Raw genomic sequence first — 16338 nt, 5'->3', positions numbered from 1 at the left:
TGCGCTCACCCGTCGAGGACGGATGTACCGAAGGAGAAGTACCGACATGACCGAAATCAAAGTCGCCATCATCGGCGGCGGCGGATTCATGGGATACGCCCACAGCCTCGGCTGGGCACTGGCGCCCATCACCGCCGACACCGGGGCCACCATCCGTAAGGCTGTACTGGTCGAGGCCGACGAGGACCGAGCCAAAGCCGCTGCCAAACGCCTCAATTGGGACGAATGGTCCGCAGACTGGCGTGAGGTTATCGCCCGAGACGACATCGACGTCGTCGACATCGTCACCCCGCCCGCATCGCATGCCGAGATCGCCATTGCAGCACTCGCCGCAGGGAAACACGTCTTCGTGGAAAAGCCCATCACCAACGATCTCGCCGACGCGGACCTGATGCAGGATGCAGCCGAGAAGAGTTCGGCCGTCAGTCAGGTGGGCTTCAACTACCGCCACGCAGCGGCGATCAGCTTTGTCAAACACATGCTCGACGACGGCACGCTCGGCCACCCCCTGCAGTTTCGTGCGCACTACACGCAAGACGTGGGGGCGCTCGGACGAGTACTCAGTGGTTGGCGGGCCAAGAAGGGCGCCGGTGGGTCCGGGGTCACAGGTGACATCGGCTCCCACATCATCGACCTCGCGTCATATCTGGTCGGCGACATCGAGTCCGTCACCGCGATCATCGGCGCCAAGGATCCGGCCGAGAACTCGGCATGGCTCTCCGACGACCAACGCCGCGAAGGCCAGTACCTCGACGACGCCGCACTGTGGATGACGAAGTTCTCCAATGGGGCCATAGGCTCGTTCGCCGCCACCGTATACGCCTCCGGACGCAAGAACCGGATGTTCTTCGAACTCGAATGCACCGGCGGCACTGTCGAATTCGACTGGAACCATTCCGATGAGATCAAGCTCAGCCTGGTCAGTGACAAGCCAGATCAACAAGGGTTCCGCACGGTTTCCTTGAACGAGAACCACGAGGACTACTGGTACCCACTCGGCGGCATGGGATCCGGCTATATCGACGACGCGGCCCTCCAGCTTCAGAAATTCGTGCGCGCGATCGTCGAAGGACGCGCCGGATCACCCAGCTTCGCCGATGCCACACGCACCCAGCGAGTCATCGAGGCCGTCATGCGCTCCGCCGACAGCCACCAGTGGGTCAACGTCGACGAGGTGACCGCATGAGTTTGGATCTGCGATGGAGCACCGACATCGTCACCTTCTTCAACCCGACCTACTGGGGCCTGCCGGCGGACCTACCTTACGATGCATGGGAAAAGCTGGTCGACGACGACCCGCAACGATTCTTCGACGGAATGCTCAACGGCGCGGCGGCGGCAGGATTAAGCGGAATCGAACTCGCACCAGCACCCGGCGGTTGGGCCAACGCGCTACGGGCATACGGATCCGCGGCAGGGTTCAAAAGAGAACTGGACAACCGCAACCTCGTACTCTCGTCGAGCTACGCCTTACCTGTGCAGTTGAAGGCGGTGCTCGACGCCCCCGACGACCGCTCCCTCCGACTGGCCGAGCAGGAACTCCACGAGAACACCGCAGAACACGCCGCGTTCCTCCGCGAGGTCGGCTGTCCGACGTTGATCACCAGCACCATCCCTCGCGCCCAGTTCTCCGAGATCGAAGGCGCCGAAGCCTCATCTGCAGATTTCGACGCACCCAGCGATACGGAACTCCTCAGCCGGGTCGCCGACCAACTGAACGGTATCGGCGCGGTCGCGGCCAATGCAGGCCTGCATCTAGCGATCCACACCGATGCGTACTCGCTTGCCTCGCGCACAGTAGACATCGACGCGCTCATGACGCAGACCGACCCAGCACGCGTGAAACTGTGCGTCGATGCGGGCCACATTGCTCTCGACGGTGGCGACCCACTCGCGGTGATCAGCTCGCACTCCGAGCGCGCGCCCGTGCTGCACTGGAAAGACTGCTCCGTCCATCTACCACCACACACCCTCAGCGGTCCGCCGATGGTCCGCCACGACGCCATGATCAAGAACTTCCGCGTTATGGGGTCCGGGGGCGTTGTGGACTGGCACGAATGGACGAAGATTTTGCGTGAGAAACAGTGGAGTGGTTGGGGTGTGGCAGAGATCGACATGTCCGTGGACCCCCTGCGTGAAATTCGTGAAGGAATCGAATACTACGAACGCGAGCTCGCCACACAGTGAAAATCGGATGCCATATATGGTGATGTTCGTCGTTACAGCCACCGTACTTGGCCACTGATTGTTCGCCGTTTTGCCGCACAAGCCCCGAAAACGACGGCGCGCGAAAACGTCGTCATCAAACCACACGGACGCTGAGATATCGTCCCGCCGTCATCGTGAAAGGACTGGTTGGGTTGGCATTCGAAGACGCAATTATCAATGCCCACATGAAAGCCCTCGAAAGAGAAAAATCCGACAAACTATATGAAGAACACTTCGCTGAGCTGCCAGTCCAGGACATGCTCAAACTGCCGGTCGGCTCCATGCTGTTGTGCTTCGACCATGCAACCCAGTCCTTGCCGTCATGTGACGCTGACACCCACACTGCCCGCCGAACCTCCGGTTTCGATCGTCTGTTGTCTCGTTTATTCGGTCGAGCGGTCCGATCAGAGAGGCTCCATTCGCACGCGGACAGCGAACTACGCAGTTTAACGGCACCCGATTTCGAAAACTTTTGATCGGGCCCAGCCCATGACGCTCGTTCTGCGCAGACAAAGCACAATCGAGTCGGCCGTACGCATCACCATAGCCTCCGAGCACGTCACCCAAGACGATGTACTTCACTTCCCCGGGTGACCGCCCGTCGTTGCCCGAGGTGGCCGCATCACCTATCGCGAATTACGCACGATGCAGTTCGGTACGACTCGGAACTTTCCAACCGAACCAATACCACCACCGTGCCGGGAATCAAGTGTCCCTTATCAACGAGGCGACGCGAGATGTTTATGACTGCGCGATGTGCAGCACCGTCAGTTAGTTGACCTCCACGATGACCGGGAGGGGACGGCGACCGACCTTCATCCCGCTGCCGACAGCTCGACGGGTTATGAGGATGGGTACATATGGGGCACATCAGGCTGATGGGTCCTCGGCGAAGCCAGGTCGGGGTCGACTACCGCCACGCGGCGGAGTGTTTAGTGGACAGCGTGCGAAGGAGGGTGGTGGTGTCACCTGCTCACACATCGATCTAACGCCGTATCTCGTCGGCGACATCTACTCTGTGTCAGCAATCGTAGGCGGCCGGCGGGTACCTCGACGACGCCGTCCGCGTTGCGTGCGCGAATATTCTTCTCGCAGCCGGTATTCGGAACATCGTCGCGATGGACTCGATGAAGTCGACCTCACCGCACGCATCAACCCTCTGGGCCGTCCGGCGGCGCATAGGACGCTCTCGCTGAGCCGCCGTGTTGCTCGGTGTGTCGGCAGTGCAGATCGACGAAGCATTCATCATGTCGATGCATCGGAATCCACGGCGTTCGGAATGACCACCCCGCCCCGAGACGTTCGACCAAGCATACGGCGCGCGTCGCCCCGGCCATTGCGACGCAGTTGCGGCAACAGCACGAACCGAGGGTGTCACGTAAACGCGATTCCCTACACACGCATCGCTCGTCGATTCGAAATGACATCTCTCGCAGTCTGTTTGCCGATGGACGTAGCCATCATGTGGCGCTAGCGCCGTAGTCGGTACTACATCGAAGGGGTAGTGGACACCGCTGGTTTGCACATCTCATCGTTCCCCCCGCCCGTGCGAACCACATACGAAGAAATCAGGAGTTAACAAATCCGAAACGGCTGCGGGCATGCGCCTCGATAGACTAACGTCCGTTCGTAAGCTTCAGTAGGTCGGCGCTTTCGACGCTACCGCTCATGCACTCAGCACCTCTCGTGGCGTGTCGACACAATTTGCCGCCCACCCCAAAATTGCTACCAGTAAGGTTGAATCTTGGAAAAGACGAAACTCCCTTATCGGACGGTCTCCAACCGTTTGAAGTGGTCCCGCCTAGCAACATTCTTCGGCTTCTTTCAGTTGGGCGCGGTCATCGTCATGTGGTCCACGAGCACCACGTCACTTCGATTCAGCCTCGGATGGGAGGGCGACGACGGCGACGCCAGCTTCGGCTCCCTTGCCTTCGCTCTCGGACTCGGTTTTGCAATCGGCTGTGCCGTCTCGGGACCGCTGATCGACAAATGGGGCTGCCGCAATATCGCGATTCCATCCTTGACGGTATATCCCCTCATGTACATCCCACTCGCCTTCCTTGACGGAATGATCGGACTACTCGCATTCGGTCTGCTGGCTGGAACATTGCGCGGATTCGTCGATATCGTCATCAACGTCAATGGTGTCCAGTTGGAACGCCACTACGGACGGCCGATCATCTCATCGTTCCACGCAGCGTATCCAGCGGGCGGATTCCTGTTCGGACTCGTGGGAAGTGCTTTCGCCCGATCTTTCACCGAAAGTGCAGTGGTTCCATTCCTCGCAATGGGCCTAACGATGTCCGCCCTCGGATATGTGTTCGGCCGGATGTATCTGCGGCGAGACGAGGAGATCGTTCCGGCTGCACACCCTGTTCCCGCAGGTGTGCGCAAGTCTGAAGAGCATTCCAAGTCCAACGATGCAAAGTATGCCGGTCTGGCTGTCATGGTGGGATTCGGCCTGCTCGCCTTCGTGTCCTACCTCGCCGAGAACGCAACGTACGATTGGGGCCAAGAATTCGTCCGCCGGACTCTAGACACGACAGCGGGAACCGCTGCGTTAGCAGTGACCGTGTTCTCCGGTTCCCAATTTGTAGGCCGCATGCTGGGCGACAAACTCACCGAACGGTTCGGCCAGAAAGCGGTCATATGCGGAAGCGGGGTAATCGGCGCGCTCGGCGCGGCATGCATGATGACCGCAGTGTCGCCAGTGCAAGCTCTCCTCGGATTCGGGCTGGTCGGGCTAGGCGTGTCGTGCATTGTCCCGATCATGCTGTCCGCCGCGGGGCGCATGGATCCACAGAACTCCGGTCGCAACATCGGCTTGGTGAACGCAGTCGGTGTGACGGGAATGTTCCTTGGTCCAGCAGCCATCACGACCGTTGTGGACCGCATGGGAATCGAGTGGATGCCTCTGCTCCCGCTGGTTCTCCTCGCATTGATCGCCATAGCCGGGCCGATACTCGTCCGAAAAGCTCCCCGTTTTACAGCGACCGTTCAATCCGAATCGGCGGTCGAATCGATCCGCAGCTGAGATCTGTTCCGGTTGCGCTCGGAATTCTCCAGTGACCTCCGCAGTCGCGAAGCGCTTGAGGGCCGTCAAGACTCGCGACGGCCCTCAGGCGCTGAGAAAAGCACAAGCTCGCGGCACTGCGCCACTCAAGTAAGCCAGTGGCGGTGTCGCCGCCACGTGCCGCCACTAGGAGATCGGCCGGCAACGCCACAATGGGTGGCGGCGACGTTTCGAGCAAGAAGCGTTCGAGGGGTGGCGGATCGGTCGAGAGTGCCGCCACCCCAAGACCGATCGACAGGTTGTTCCAGAAAAAGATGCCTTGGCTTCGTCATCAGTGTCATTCCGGACCGCAGGCGATACCTGGAATGAGTCGAGTTCTTGGACACCGAGGTTGACGGTTCGGGCGTCTGATCCTGCGTTTCGCTACTCGGCGAGGGCTTCCGCGAGGGTGCGACAGCCCAGTGTCGAATGCAGACATCGCCGGTTGTAGAACACCTCGATTTACTCGGCGACCGCGAACCGTGCCCGGCTCCGAGTGTCGAACATCTGCCGGCAGTAGATCTCGTTTCTACAGGGACGCGAAGAACGGCCTTCGCGGCGTTGCCCCAACACACCCTTCTCATCCGGCACTGGTGCGCACGTCCCTCGACTCTCAAAAATCTTCGAATTCGATTGAAGTATACGGCCTTACACGTTCTCAAAAAACAACCGCACCCGTCCTGACGCGCCCGCCGATCACGGCCGTCTGCAACGCGTCGACGATCAGCGACGTGCACATGTGTGACGCGGTTTGCCATCCAACGGCCATCAGCATCGCGAGGGCAATCGCCGTGTCGTCGAGTTGGAAACTGAACCTTCTATCGCCGAACGCTTCACGGATCTGCCGAAGTCGGTGGTGCTCCCAAAAGGCGGTTCGAAGCGATCGAGGTGATGCCAAGGACGGGCTACCCGCTCAGACGGCATACCGGGTCCTGGAGGTGTCCGAGACTACGAGTGGCGAAGCCCGCCACCCTCAGAACGCTCACTGCGCCATGCCTGGTTGACACAGCGGATGACCGAGGTCCACGTGGCATCCCACGGAACCTACGGTGCTCGTCGGATCCACGCTGAACTCACCCTTGTTCACAGCATTGTCGTGGGACACAGCTGCATCAAATTGTTGATGAGAGCTGCTGGTGTGAAAGGCCTTCCGGGCGACAAACGTGCGCGTTCCAAGCATCAGATCCCGACCGTGAGCGATCTCGTCGATCGTAAATTCACGCGCCAGGAGCCGAACAAGCTGTGGGTCATGGACATTACGGAACACCCCACGCGCGACGAAAAAATCTACTGCACTGTTGTCCTGGATCCGTTCTCGGGGCGGGTCGCCGGTTGGTCGATCGACAGTTCTCAGACGGCGAGATTGGTGACGAAAGCTCTGGTAATGGCCATTTCGAATCGAAGCCAAACCCCCGGCACACTCATTCACTCGGACCATGGAGTGCAGGGCGGATTCAACTGGTCGAAGCAACACGTTGCTGTTGAATTGATTTGTAGGTGTTCGTCGCATACTTCGGCGGGGGTTCGCCATTGGAGTCGCTCACTCGGTCGGGTGTTGAGAGCGTGTGCGACTGCCGCGAGATCGTCTGGGTTCCATCGCAAGAGATTGGTTCCCTTCGGAAAGTATTAGTGAGTTGCCCATTCATGTTCTCGTTGGTGCCTCGTTGCCACGGTCTGTGCGGTTCGGCGAAGTAGACCTTCAGCCCGGTGTCGATGGTGAACTGGGTGTGCGCGGACATTTCCTTTCCTCGGTCCCAGGTCAGCGAGCGTTTGAGTTCGGTGGGCATCGACGCCAGCGCTTGTGCCGATGCTTTGTTCATCGAGATTGCGCCGTAGCCTGACAGTGCCGGCCCGGTCTTAGTGATCGGTTGCGCTCGCCACCCTTGTTCCCGAGGTAAGTGCACGAGAGTGGTGTACCCAGTTGTGCGCTCGACGATGGTGCCGATCGCGGACCTGTCCGTGCCGATGATGAGGTCTCCTTCGTGGTGTCCGGGAATCGCACGGTCGTCGGTTTCTTCGGGACGCTTGTTGATGAGTACGTCCGGTGTCACGTGGTCCCAGGCAACGCGTTTCGCTCTCGCGTCCCGTACGTAGCGAGTACCCGGCAGCTGATCAACTGCTTCGAAATAGTCTAGCCGCAGGTAGTCGGGTCCAGATATTGGTCTCGCCTGAGTATGTCGAAAGCCAGAAAGGCAATATCCTCCGAACTGGATGCCTGTTGACCGATCGTATTCGCTTCTCCTACAGCGACTTCCGCAACTAGATGGCCATCGATGGGCGCGAAGCTGTTTTGTGGACGTGCAACGATGGGGCCCCGAGGGTGTATACGATCACTGGCGGGGACCTACCAGAGGCGATGGAAAAGGCTCTCACGCGAGTCTGGTCCTCGGGTCTTCCCCTACGGGACCATATTGACTTGCGGCGCAGAGACTTCGACAATATCGCAATCGCGATAATACGTGCACTCAGCGCCGGATCGACCGATGAAGTTGCGGCACGGCAACTTTCGGTCTCGCCACGTACCTACCGGCGGCATCTCGCCAGCATCATGGAAAGACTGGGCATCACCACCCGTTTCCAACTGGGTGCACGCGCGGCAGAGTTGGGACTACCAGGCTGAACCAAGGCGAAATTCGCTTGTCTGCTTCATAGCACCGACAGATGCAACTGCTTTTTTGGAACGAGTCCTCAACGAAGCCGTCCTCGTTAACTCACTTGTCTTGACGAGGAAAGCCGCGTCCGGGGCGGCAATGCGAATCCTTCCAAGAACACCGAAAGGCAGTCGTGCGCAAGTTCTTTGTTCGTGTAGAGATCGTCGTTGCGGTGCCATCTGACGGAAAGCCATACCGCATCTCGAAGGAAACGGTGAAATACCTTCGCAGGAACATCCGAACGGAACGCACCGGCGCCTTGGCCGGCTGTTATCGCGTCGAGCCACGTCTGCTGCACCCGATCCGCCAGATCTTTGGCACACGCGTATTCTGGCCGCTCCCGCAAACTCGCCAATTCGTTCTGAAAAACCTGAGTCGAATGAGGCTGCGCTTGTGCGGCTTCGAGCGAGAGCTCAACTATTCGACCGAGCCGCTCCCTCGGGTCGAGGCGAGGCGAAGCCCCCGCGTCATATGCAGCCTGTAGATCAACGAGAAACCTCGTGATCAGCTCGTTGACGATAGCGTCTTTCGACGGAAAGTGGTGATACAGCGCACCAGGCTGCACACCTACCAGATCTGCCACCTCTCGCATCGAGGTCGATGCGACACCCTTCTTCGCGAACAGTTCCGCGGAGGCAGTCAGAATATCTTCGCGACGCGACTTGACGTCCGCCATCAGTCCTCCCGATCACCGGATGTGAAGCCCGGATTGAACACCTAGTCAACCGAGACTAGGTTGCCGCCGAACTCACGTCAACAGTCCTTCGACATATCGAAATGCTCTGCTGGCCAATACTTTCAACACAGCCAGCGAATCTTCCCGCTGAGCGGGAAGGGTGCTTGAATGAGCGTTCAATCTGGCTTTTCATGGTATCACTCGGTCTTCACATCTTCGACGAGAGATACCTGGTGAACCTACAATCCCGGGGTGACGCATGCCCTCGACAGCGCCCGTTTTCGCTGGGCCGCATTCATCACCTGGGCATTGTCGTCCCCGATCTCGATGCCGCTGTCGCCCAGTTCGCCGACCTCTACGGCATAGAGATCAGACTGTTCGACACGAAGCCCTATCCATGCAGGATCAACGGTGCCGACCAAGTCTGGAAGACCCAGATCGGCCTTTCGGTCGGCGAGCCACCGCATCTGGAGTTGCTGCGCGCAGTTCCCGACTCAGTGGTGTGGGACTACGCGCCTGGCATTCATCACGTCGGCTTCACCGTCGATGACCTCAAGAGTGCGGCGAACGCATTGGAAGTAGCTGGATCTCCCATCTGGATGGGTGGGGTCAAGGACGGAGATTTCCCCACGGGCGCAACGTATCACCATGATCCTTTCGGACAGGTTGTGGAACTCTTGGACAAAGCCACCGAAGCGCGACTCACGGCACAATTGAAGTGCGCGTCGCCCGATTCCGCCGAAAGGTGTTAAGTGTGAGCCTCTTCGGAAAAGTTACGTTTGTCGCCAGTGTTGTGCAATGTCAAGGAGGCAACCATGCCGTCGAGATGGCCTCACGGAGAGCGAATGTCATCGACGTTTGCGAGCCAACCGGCTTCGTCCCCTACACGATGAGACGCGAAGACGGACAAGTGGGAACTGCCTGATTGCTGGAACAACGCCCGGATCTCGGCCCCATCTTCACCATTTCACTCCCGGTGGAACGCATCGAAATATCCGACGTCACCAACACACTCCTCCGCCCGGTCTCCGACGGCGCGCGGTACGTCACAGTTGTCTCACCGCCTGTCTATGCCGGCTCCGCCATCCGCTAGCCCGCCCCGATCTCTGCAACCTCACGCAACCACATCAAGTCACCAACAAGGAGAAAAACCATGCCCCCTCGCGTCACCTACGCCCGAAGCGTCCACGACGACGCAGAAATCAACGCCGTACTCGAAGTTCTTCGCAGCGGACCCCTCGGACTCAAGATCGGGAAGAACGTCGCCGCGATGGAAGCGCAAGTCGCAGACCTGTACGGCAAGAAACTCGGTCTGATGTGCAATTCCGGTTCGTCCGCCTTGTACCTCGCCCTCGAGCTTCTGGATCTACCGAAGGGGGCCGAAGTCATCACTTCCCCCTTGACGTTCTCCACTGACGTCTCCCCCATCGTTCGTGGGGGGTGGATCCCTGTTTTCGTCGACGTCGAAGCCGATACCTACAACGTCGACGTATCCAAGATCGAAGAATTGATCACCGACAAGACCCAGGCAATCCTCATTCCCAATCTCGCCGGCAACGCACCGGACTGGGACGCGATCCGCACCATCGCCGACCGACACGACCTCAAAATCATCGAAGACTCGTGCGACTGCATCGGAACCACGCTGCGCGGCACCAAAACTGGATCACGATCCGATATCACAGTCACAAGTTTCGCGATGGCACACATCATCACCTGCGCAGGAAACGGCGGCATGGTCTGCCTCGACGACGAGAAACTGCGCGACAAAGCACTTATGCTGCGTCGATGGGGACGCCGCTCCGAGCCACACCTGTTCGGCTCCGCTGGAACCGGACGCGTGTTCCGCGAAAACCTCGACGGCGTCGAATACGACAACGACTTCATCTTCGACGTACTGCCGTGGAATTTCGAACCCTCCGAACTAGGCGCAGCATTCGGACTTCAGCAGCTCAAAAAACTGGACTTCAACTTCAAGCGGCGCGCCGAAATCTTCCAAGCATTCAGCGACGCATTCGGCACCTACCCGGACTTGTTCACACTCCCCCGACAACTCGAAGATTTCCACACCGCATGGCTGTGCTACCCCGTCCTGGTAAGAGAAACAGCAGGCTTCACCCGCGGCGACATGCAAGAATCCCTCGAATCTGCCGGCATCGACACCCGCACCGTCTGGAGTGGCAACGTCACCAGGCACCCCATGATGCGCGGCGTAGAACACAGAGTCCCCACCGACGGACTTCCCAACGCAGACATCGTATTCGAACGCGGAATGTCACTGGGAATGAGTCACGGCACCACCACCGAAGAACTCGACCACGTCGTCGCCAGCATCCACGCATTCGCATCCCAGTTCACCCCGGCGACCACAGCCTGATCCCCACGATACGGTGCACGGCCCTCACAGCACCGGGCACCGTATCGTGCGAACCCCCAGCACTTTAGAAGACATCCACAGTGAAGCATGTTGCCCCGTTCACACCTGATCAGGCATTCAGCCTTCGGTTAGCGAACATGTGCTCTGCAGGGCGACGGCGGTAATTCGCTTGTTCCCCCGCAGCAGGACGTTCTGACTGCGGTCGGCTCGGCACTGCCCGTCAGCGTTCAGTTGGCAGTGATGGGTCTGGTCATCGCACTCGTCGTCGCAGTTCCGCTCGCACTCTGGTCGGCGCACCACGAAGGCGGCGTCATCGACCGCGTCATCAGCGCCGCGACGTTCGGTGTTCTTTCCGTCCCGAGCTTCCTCGCCGGTCTGTTGCTGATCATGGTCACCGTCAACTGGCTCGGCTGGTTCCCCCGATCACAGTGGGTGCGCATCGGTGACAGCCTCTCCGGAAACCTCTCACACGCAATACTTCCCGCGATCACCATCAGCCTCCTCGAGATGGCGATGTTCACTCGCGTTCTCCGATCCGACCTGGTGACGACGCTCCGTGAGGATTACATCCTCGCGTCGAAATCGAAGGGAATGCCCACGCTGCGAGTGCTTTTCAGCGACGCGCTCCGCCCGTCGTCGTTCTCGCTCATCCCGATGATGGGTCTGGGTCTCGACGGCATAATCGGCAGCGCACAGTCCCGCTGGCTCCACTTCGGTGTGGTCTCGGTCGCACCGATCGTGTCGCCGTCATGTACGCCAGTTCCTTCGTGGAAACGTCGGCGACCGAAGAGCTGTTCGCTCGTCCTCACCACCCGTACACCGTAGCGCCGATGGCCGCGATTCCACGTCTCGAACCGCCGACGCACACAGCGCTGCAAACAATTCCGGATGGAGTACAGGACATGACGAAGCCAATCACCGGCTGTCGTCTCGCTGCTCGCGCTCGGCCGGCGAAAACGGTCACCTTCGGGGTACAGCGCGGGGACCTGCCACCACTTCGCATACGCCATGAAATCTCGACATTGCTTGGACGGAAGGACCGACAATGATGCAATGTAGGTTGTTCTCGCACATGCCCCGAAGTCGGACAGTCAGTGTCTCCTCCCATCAAGATTCCTCCGTCGCAGAACTTTTCAAGATCGCTATGCAATGGCATCGACTGCGTCCACGCGCCAAGACCCAGAATATGCAGGTAACCGCTTGCCGCGGCTACCACTTGACGAACGCAACAGGAAACTCTCCGGGCCATTTGGCAACTCAATCAAGCCCGCCCGGCGGGGCGAACGAAAACACCTTCAGCCACGACCATGATCCCCTCGCCATTCTCAAGGTGCCCCACCGCGTACGTCTTGACTCCGTCATGGCGCACCACTCGCGCCTCACCGTGCACCCGACCGAGCCGCGTCGGTCGCTGATAGCGGACAGTTAGGGTGCCGGTGAACGCGGGCTGCGCGGGCCGATGTGCCGTCGCACCCAGCAGTTGGTCGAGAATCAGTGCGGATATTCCACCATGCAGACAGCCCGGGGGCCCCTCATACGCAGCGCCGAGTTCAACATCACACCATACCGACCCGTCCCGATTTCGCTCGATTACGAGTGGAGGGGCGATGGGATTACGAAGACCTATTATTGCATTTCCCCACGGCATACCACGCCCGTCGCGAGTGTACTGAACCCCAAATGACTCGGGCACAAGACGTTCGGATAACAGCCGGGCACCTTCATCGACTAGTGCCTGTACCTTCGCCACCGTATCCTCACCGACCTCGGTTCGGATCGTGGCATCGATGAGCTGTCGAACCGACTGTGTCAATGGTTCGTAAACTGCACGACCATAGTCGAACTCATCGACAGGACGTTCTTCCATACGACTCCTTGCCTTCGACTCCGGCCAGTATGAACCCATGCCGCCATCGTCACAATGCGACGTTCCGCTCAGCGGGTACCGGTCGTGCGAGAACCGATGATCCCCACATCGGGTCGATCCGCGATTACCGAAATTTGTACGCACGCCAGAAACGAACAACCTTCCTACCGTCCAGCCGGGCGTCAGGCGCGAGGCTCCCGCGCGCGTCACACCCGGCACCAACCTTTTGAGCCGAACGAACTGTGAGGTTCACCCCGAAAAGTGGACAGTGGTCACGCGGCCATCGAGGTCGCGGTCAGTGACTGTTCGTAGTCCGTGGGGCTGAGCATCCCGATCGTGGAGTGCCGACGTCGAGTGTTGTAGAAGTTCATCCAGTAGTCAACCGCAGCAACCAATTCGGCGGCATGGACGAAGATGTGACGATAGTAGTATTCGTGCTTGAACGTCGACCACAGACTTTCGGCACCGGCGTTATCCCAGCATATTCCGGTATCTCCCATCGAACGGCGTAGCCCGTATCGCTCGCACGCCTGCTTCATGATCTCTGCAGTGTACTGACTTCCTCTGTCCGAGTGCATGATTGTGCCGGCTACACCGCCGCCGCGCGCTTCGACGGCCATGTCCAAGGCTGCGATGACAAGGTCGGTCCGCATATGATCCGCCACCGACCATCCCAGAACCTTCTTCGAGTGCTCGTCCTTGATCGCACACAAATACATGTCACCTTCACCGCAGGTCAGGTACGTGATATCGGATGTCCAGACGGCATCGAGCCGGCCTTGATCGAACTGCCGTTGCACCAAGTCGTCCGGAAACGAGGCGAGCGGATCGACGACAGTGGTGCGAATCTTGAATGTCCGCGGGCTGATCCCGACGATGCCGAGTGATCGCATGAGTTTGGCGACAGTCTTCTCGGTGATGATCTCTCCGCCGTCGTGCAGTTCGGCGGTGATCCGAGGGGACCCGTACACACCTTTCGATTCTCTGTGGATGTCGAGGATCTTCACTTCCAAGTCCGCGCGGCGCTGTTTCCGTTCGCCCAATCCTGTTCGAACACTGAGTCCTTGGTTTTTGTAGAAGCCGGAGGTCGAGACATCGAGGAGCCGCGTCATCCGGTGGACCGCGAAGTTCGCGCACTCCGCAGCGATCAACGAGTAGCGCTCTACTTTTGTTGATTCGCCGCAAAGTACGCGGACGCTTTTTTCAGGAATGCGATGTCTTTCTCCTGTTCGGAGACCTGCTTGCGCAGCCGAGCAAGCTCGGTGCGTTCGGCGGCAGTCAACGGTTGATCGCCAGACTCTGCGGCAGCATCGACGCGTCGTCGTTCGTCGGCGACCCAGCGTCCGAGCAGGGCTTCGTTGATGCCCAGTTCACGGGAGACCTCGGCGATCGTGCGGCCGGAATCGATCACCCGGTGGGCGGCCTCGACTTTGTACTCGGTCGTAAAAGACCTGCGAGTGCGGGACATGAGGACATCCTCCCAGCGGAACCCTCGGTCCCGCTATCTCGGTGTCCACCATCCGGGGTGAACCTCACTGGGGAGATATGCGGCCTCATCAACGGCACAAACTCAAATACCGACCGATGGACAGGCCACCAAATACCCCGTAAACTTGAAGACGGCTACGAAATCCAAATTAAGCACTGCCCGACCACTCTTCTGCAATTCGTTGCATTACCTGATCACCTGCTGCAGCAGGTGATGGTTTCAATCTCCCAAGCCGTACGACAGGCGCTACACGCGGCTACTTTTCACCCACCGATTTAGCCATACCTTGTCCCCGAGGAATACGGCCACATCCGAACCATCTAACTAATACCGACTCTGGCTTTGCGTCTTACTGAAATTTCGACATTACGTGGTTTATTCCGCCAACACATATGGAGATGTAATGAAGTCGCTAGAAGAAAAGCAGCAGTTCTTATCAGAACTTCACGTGGGTGTGCTCGCGGTTGGGCGAGGCGATCGAGCGCCGTTCGCAACGCCCATCTGGTACGACTACACACCTGCAGGAACTCTGCGAATCTGGACCGCGCGAAATTCAGCAAAGGCAAAGCTGATCGCAGCAGCCGGCACTTTTTCCTTCGTTGTCCAGGACGAGCAGCCGCCATACAAATTTGTGCGAGCTGAAGGCTCGGTAGTGGGCACTACCGATGCGACGAATGCGGTTACCCGAGAAATAGCGAGAAGATATGTTTCAGAAGAGGAAGTTCCTCAGTACGTGGAAATAAACGAGCAGGACGACTACATTATCATCGAAATGCTTCCGGAACGGTTCATCGGGATAGAAGGTTGAGTAACGAACGCGCGTGAATGTAACGTCTAGGTATATGCGAGGTAGCTCCGTCCGCGACACCGGCAAAGTTAAGGGCGACGATGAGGCCAGGAAGTCCGACTTCAGTTCCGGGGTCGCGGGCCGAGCATACCTCGGGCAAAGCAAAGCCGGCCGCCTCACTTCTCTCCGGGAGAGACAGGTGCTGAACGTCCCAAATGCTCAGGTGTTCCGGCACTTTGCGAACGCTTCTGAAAGCGACTCGCAAAAAATTCTGTGCCGCTGCAAGTTCGGCGGCTTTGTTGCCGAACAAGTCGCTCAAAGATTCCTGGTGACTCGATGAACAGCCAAACCTGGTCCACTCACTATCAGCGCAAATAGCCACACGAACGGCACTGGGTAGCATTGTCGAAAAACTTCTCCGGCGACGGAAAGAAAAAAGATCGCAGGCAACCCACATATACGCGGCGGGCGCTTGCTGCTTGCCTACTCTGCCCGACTCCGCGGGTGCCGGCATTCTCAGATAAGAAGCAAAGTCATGATTGCCATGCCCGCCGCCATGCCAGCCTCACTTGCTGCCATCGACGTCAATTTGCTCGAATCATGGAGCTTGACAGTGGTTATCGGGATCGCCGCGGATGTTAACGGGGGTCTCAAATCCCCCGCTGCGTGTGCAGGACCGTAAAACCAGATTACAGATGCCGCTGCAAAGGTAAGAGCGATCGCAAGTGTCACTGCTGATATCCAGTCCCAGTCCGCTGACGCTGATACCGACGGTAGAACGATTCCTTCGCGGTGTTGCGCGTGTCCTGGGATTCGGGCCGCGGGCGGAGCCATGGGATGAGTGAATTCAGTCGAATGGTCGTGTTTAATTAAGCTTCCGGAGGCTCCACCCGTCATGACGAAGACCATCCACAGCATCGCCATCATCATCAATGAGTGATAGAAGCTAACGTGCGATTGGCGCAGATACGTAGTGTTAATTCTCTTCACAAAACCGCAGCGCGATCGCACAGCTGAGACCGCGAACCAACCTACTCCGACGGCGAAGAAAACTACTTGGAGTGTTACCGGAATTCGGGGAAACCCTGGCCAGACCATCGCAAGCATCGCCAGGGATGCAGCGACATGAAACCCATGATTTACTCTCTGAGCCACACTCTGGACGGACCAGATGCAATACAGGGAATATCCAAGCACGAATCCGAAGAGAATCGTGGCAACCCACCGTAGT

The 16338-nt window shown here is 58.7% G+C and carries 14 protein-coding genes and 3 pseudogenes; 11 read left to right on the top strand and 6 right to left on the bottom strand.

What is annotated here, in order from left to right; all coding sequences use genetic code 11:
- Nucleotides 1–46: 46 nt before the first annotated feature.
- The 4 genes and pseudogenes from H351_RS30510 to H351_RS33025 form a co-directional block, all read left to right on the top strand.
- Nucleotides 47–1186, top strand: coding sequence for a Gfo/Idh/MocA family protein (locus tag H351_RS30510; RefSeq protein WP_030003088.1), 1140 nt, complete (start codon nt 47–49; stop codon nt 1184–1186).
- The gene (locus H351_RS30505; protein ID WP_030003089.1) at nt 1183–2187 is read left to right on the top strand and encodes a sugar phosphate isomerase/epimerase family protein; all 1005 of its coding nucleotides are present in this window, start codon (nt 1183–1185) and stop codon (nt 2185–2187) included. Before H351_RS30510 ends, H351_RS30505 begins: the two co-directional genes overlap by 4 nt.
- Before the next feature lie 1765 nt (nt 2188–3952).
- On the top strand, nt 3953–5242 hold the full coding sequence (locus tag H351_RS30495) for an MFS transporter (protein ID WP_051636665.1): 1290 nt from the start codon (nt 3953–3955) through the stop codon (nt 5240–5242).
- A gap of 1030 nt (nt 5243–6272) precedes the next feature.
- A pseudogene (locus H351_RS33025) lies at nt 6273–6695 on the top strand (DDE-type integrase/transposase/recombinase); the annotation flags it as partial.
- Between the two features lie 19 nt (nt 6696–6714).
- On the opposite strand, the pseudogene H351_RS32710 reads toward H351_RS33025, so the two are convergent.
- Nucleotides 6715–7341: pseudogene (locus tag H351_RS32710) on the bottom strand (IS30 family transposase); the annotation flags it as partial.
- Between the two features lie 182 nt (nt 7342–7523).
- Here H351_RS32710 and H351_RS30480 point away from each other — a divergent pair.
- Nucleotides 7524–7880, top strand: a complete 357-nt coding sequence (locus H351_RS30480) for a response regulator transcription factor (RefSeq protein ID WP_030003094.1) — start codon at nt 7524–7526, stop codon at nt 7878–7880.
- Nucleotides 7881–7966: 86 nt separating this feature from the next.
- Here the strand turns inward: H351_RS30480 and H351_RS30475 are convergent, their stop codons facing one another.
- Nucleotides 7967–8587 (bottom strand): TetR/AcrR family transcriptional regulator, encoded by a 621-nt coding sequence (locus H351_RS30475; protein WP_030003095.1) that lies wholly within the window; start codon nt 8585–8587, stop codon nt 7967–7969.
- 233 nt (nt 8588–8820) lie between these two features.
- Between H351_RS30475 and H351_RS30470 the strand changes: the two genes are divergently transcribed.
- From H351_RS30470 to H351_RS31745, 5 genes and pseudogenes are all read left to right on the top strand, one after another.
- On the top strand, nt 8821–9339 hold the full coding sequence (locus H351_RS30470; protein WP_051636688.1) for a VOC family protein: 519 nt from the start codon (nt 8821–8823) through the stop codon (nt 9337–9339).
- A 173-nt stretch (nt 9340–9512) separates the two neighbouring features.
- The gene (locus tag H351_RS32170) at nt 9513–9680 is read left to right on the top strand and encodes a hypothetical protein (RefSeq protein WP_158510663.1); all 168 of its coding nucleotides are present in this window, start codon (nt 9513–9515) and stop codon (nt 9678–9680) included.
- A 60-nt stretch (nt 9681–9740) separates the two neighbouring features.
- Nucleotides 9741–10964 (top strand): DegT/DnrJ/EryC1/StrS family aminotransferase, encoded by a 1224-nt coding sequence (locus tag H351_RS30465; protein ID WP_030003097.1) that lies wholly within the window; start codon nt 9741–9743, stop codon nt 10962–10964.
- 135 nt (nt 10965–11099) lie between these two features.
- Nucleotides 11100–11654, top strand: a pseudogene (locus H351_RS30460) (ABC transporter permease); the annotation flags it as partial.
- 59 nt (nt 11655–11713) lie between these two features.
- Nucleotides 11714–12013 carry an oligopeptide/dipeptide ABC transporter ATP-binding protein gene (locus H351_RS31745; protein ID WP_081051254.1) on the top strand — a complete coding sequence of 100 codons (300 nt, stop codon included), beginning with the start codon at nt 11714–11716 and terminating at the stop codon, nt 12011–12013.
- A gap of 212 nt (nt 12014–12225) precedes the next feature.
- On the opposite strand, the gene H351_RS32890 is transcribed toward H351_RS31745, so the two are convergent.
- From H351_RS32890 to H351_RS30445, 3 genes are all read right to left on the bottom strand, one after another.
- Nucleotides 12226–12612, bottom strand: coding sequence for a PaaI family thioesterase (locus tag H351_RS32890; protein WP_338051114.1), 387 nt, complete (start codon nt 12610–12612; stop codon nt 12226–12228).
- A 491-nt stretch (nt 12613–13103) separates the two neighbouring features.
- Complete coding sequence (locus H351_RS30450) at nt 13104–14042, bottom strand: IS3 family transposase (RefSeq protein WP_230793658.1); 939 nt, start codon at nt 14040–14042, stop codon at nt 13104–13106.
- The gene (locus H351_RS30445) at nt 13994–14299 is read right to left on the bottom strand and encodes a transposase (protein WP_029256938.1); all 306 of its coding nucleotides are present in this window, start codon (nt 14297–14299) and stop codon (nt 13994–13996) included. Before H351_RS30445 ends, H351_RS30450 begins: the two co-directional genes overlap by 49 nt.
- 424 nt (nt 14300–14723) lie before the next feature.
- On the opposite strand from H351_RS30445, the gene H351_RS30440 reads away from it, so the two are divergent.
- Nucleotides 14724–15128: a pyridoxamine 5'-phosphate oxidase family protein gene (locus tag H351_RS30440; protein ID WP_030003100.1), complete on the top strand. Its 405-nt coding sequence runs from the start codon at nt 14724–14726 to the stop codon at nt 15126–15128.
- A 495-nt stretch (nt 15129–15623) separates the two neighbouring features.
- Here H351_RS30440 and H351_RS33020 read toward each other — a convergent pair whose 3' ends face one another.
- Nucleotides 15624–16262 (bottom strand): DUF5134 domain-containing protein, encoded by a 639-nt coding sequence (locus tag H351_RS33020; protein ID WP_420876509.1) that lies wholly within the window; start codon nt 16260–16262, stop codon nt 15624–15626.
- Nucleotides 16263–16338 lie beyond the last annotated feature (76 nt).

This window comes from Rhodococcus erythropolis R138, from assembly GCF_000696675.2.
GTDB lineage: Bacteria > Actinomycetota > Actinomycetes > Mycobacteriales > Mycobacteriaceae > Rhodococcus_F > Rhodococcus_F erythropolis.
The sequence above is the reverse complement of the archived record's forward strand: the minus strand, read 5'-3'. Positions and strand labels throughout refer to the sequence as shown.